Here is a 583-nt window from a genome sequence, read left to right as displayed (position 1 = left end):
GATCAGCAACGCTGCGGTGAATACGTTCCCGGGCCTTGTACACACCGCCCGTCACGTCACGAAAGTCGGCAACACCCGAAGCCCGTGGCCCAACCAGCTTGCTGGGGGGAGCGGTCGAAGGTGGGGCCGGCGATTGGGACGAAGTCGTAACAAGGTAGCCGTACCGGAAGGTGCGGCTGGATCACCTCCTTTCTAAGGAGCACACAACTGGCCAGGATCATCCCGCTCCCCTTCACCGGGGGCGCGTGGGGTCGTGGTCGGTGGCCGCTGTCGGCAGCGCATGTCTGCCGGGTGGCTGCTCATAGATGTGGAGCACTGGCTATTCAGCTCACCGCGCGTGTGAGCCGGCAAGTACCGTCCCGCGGGGTCTAGGTCCTGGGGGGAGTGGGAACGGCGGTCTCGGGTGTGTGGGGGGCTGGGCACGCTGTTGGGTCCTGAGGAAACGGGCGTGAGCCTGGTGGCCTCGGATCGCGGGACCAGGTACCGCTTCATCCCTTGGGGGTGGGGCGGTTCTGGTGGGCCCGGTTGTTTTTTGAGAACTGCACAGTGGACGCGAGCATCTCTGGTGAATGACGATGCTGTT

1 rRNA gene is annotated in these 583 nt (G+C 64.7%); it reads left to right on the top strand.

Features of this window, described 5'->3' with window-relative positions:
• A 16S ribosomal RNA gene (locus ETD83_RS42135) occupies positions 1-192 on the top strand; the annotation flags it as partial.
• Between the last annotated feature and the right edge of the window lie 391 nt (positions 193-583).

The sequence above is a fragment of the Actinomadura soli genome, from assembly GCF_005889715.1.
GTDB classification, from domain to species: domain Bacteria; phylum Actinomycetota; class Actinomycetes; order Streptosporangiales; family Streptosporangiaceae; genus Spirillospora; species Spirillospora soli.
This window is presented reverse-complemented; position numbering and strand designations above follow the sequence as displayed.